Below are 2,018 nucleotides of genomic sequence, written 5' to 3' on the forward strand. Positions count from 1 at the left end.
CGGCCCGGCGTGAGCCGTACCGGGAACCAGCAGAGCCAGCCCACCGACACCACCCGCCGTCAGCAGGGCACGGCGGGACCTCATGGATGAACTCATTTCGGGACTCCTCAGACGGCCAGGTTGCCGGTGGTGATGACTCGGGGCCCCGCCGCCGGGGCAGTACGGGTGACGCCCTCTTCGGCGCAGCCCGTGTGCAGGAGGTGGGAGTCGCCGCCGAAGGCGGCGTCCGCGAGCGTGATCGCGCCACCGCGGAACCGCGCCCCGACGGCGGAGTAGCGGTTGACGCCGCTCGTGATCGCGACGTGCGCGGTGCCGCCGTCGCCGGTCGAGCTGACGTAGTCGCCCAGCTCCCACCGCACCGGTGCGCCGTCGGCGCGGGACAGCAGCGCCTTCTCACTGTTGGTCCCCTCGACCACGGCGCCCCCGCCGATCGAGATCCGCTGCTCGCGGACCGCGGACAGGCGGATGCCGGTGTCGGTCAGCCGCCCGCCGGACACGACGACCTCGGCGGCTCCGATCAGCAGCGGCGCCGCGCCGGCGGTCCCCCTGACGACGGTGTCGGTGAGGTGGACGGGGCCGGACCCGCGCATGACCGCGCCGTTCACCCCGGTGAAGACGCACCGGACGAAGTGGACGGGGTTCGTCACCGGGGTCTGGACGACGACCTGCCCCTCGGGGAGGTCGAAGCTGCAGTCCTCGATGACGTTCGGCCTGCCGGACCGCGCGGAGCGCTGCGCGACGGCGAACGTCCTGGCCGAGCAGCCGCGCATCTGGACGCCGTCGGCGTTGACCGTCAGCGTGCCGCCGGGGTCGAAGGTGGAGCGCGGGATCACCTTGACGTCCTCCAGCGTCAGGTCGGTGATCTTGGTGTTGGCCGTGAACCAGGAGCAGACGTGCCGGCGTACGGTGATCCGCTTCGCGCTGATCCCCCACTGCGCGCCCGAGTTGGCGATGTCCATCAGGCCGGAGTTGCCGGTGAACACCAGGTCGTGCTCGTACTGCCCGTGGGTGGTGAACGGGTTGCCGCCCGCGTCGTCGCCGTCTCCGTGGCAGTTCTCCACCACGCAGTAGGCCGACGCGGTCAGGTCGTTGAGGTGGCGGGCGTTGGAGGTGTGGCAGTCCACCACGTGGCCGTACAGGCAGTAGATCTGCTGGGTGAGGTAGCCCGCGCCGCCGTAGAAGACCGTCGGCGGGTTCTTCAGCGTGCAGCTCTCGGTGCGGAAGTAGGTGCACCAGCGGCGCATGACGACCGGCCACCAGGTGAGGGAGGCGTCGATGCCCGAGACGTCGCACCAGGCGGCGTACTCGTAGGCCACCGGGTGCGAGCCGGTGTACTCCCGGTCGTCGGGCAACTCCCCGTTCTTCGGCCCGTCGTACGGCGGGGCGCCGACGAAGACCATGTTCCTGACGTGGACCCGCTCGACCGGCTTCACCCTGGTCCAGGTGATCACGCGGCCCTTGTCGAGGTCCCAGCCGTTCTGGTAGTTCACCCGGATGCGGGACCCGTCCACGATCTCGGTGACCTGCACCATCTTCTGCAGTTCCCGCTCGTCGCGGCCGGAGAGGTTGTTCACCACCGCCGTCCACCACTGGCCGACCTTGAACTTCGACGAGTCGCCGACCTCGAACACGTCGGCCAGGTCGGGCATCGGGGCGCTCAGGGTGTGCTCGACAACCGTGCCGGTGACCTCCCCGCGGAAGAACATCACGGCGCCGAACGGGTTGTCGTGCGTGTTCTTCTCGATGCCGTCGGTGCGGACGGTGTGGCCGCCGAAGTCGAACTCCAGATTCGAGCGGGTGTACTTATGGCGCTTGACGAACAGCAGGTCGGTGTGGGCCTCGATCCGGTGGATGGACGGGTCGTTCACCATCGCGTCCAGCGCGGCGTCCGCCGGCGCGTCGTCGCCGAACACCCCGAACCTGCGGAAGTCGCCCACGCCGTCGTGGACCTGCACCCACCGGCCCGCATCCGGCCCACCCAGGACCGTGCCGCCGTTGGCGGTCGCGGTCGAGTCCGC

The 2,018-nt window shown here is 70.2% G+C and carries 1 protein-coding gene; it reads right to left on the reverse strand.

Annotated features, from left to right (window positions below):
* Positions 1–107: 107 nt before the first annotated feature.
* On the reverse strand, positions 108–2,018 hold a 1,911-nt coding region (locus tag B1L11_RS44380), incomplete at its 5' end, for a hypothetical protein (protein ID WP_218671720.1).

The organism is Microbispora sp. GKU 823 (genome assembly GCF_002027145.1).
GTDB lineage: Bacteria > Actinomycetota > Actinomycetes > Streptosporangiales > Streptosporangiaceae > Microbispora > Microbispora siamensis.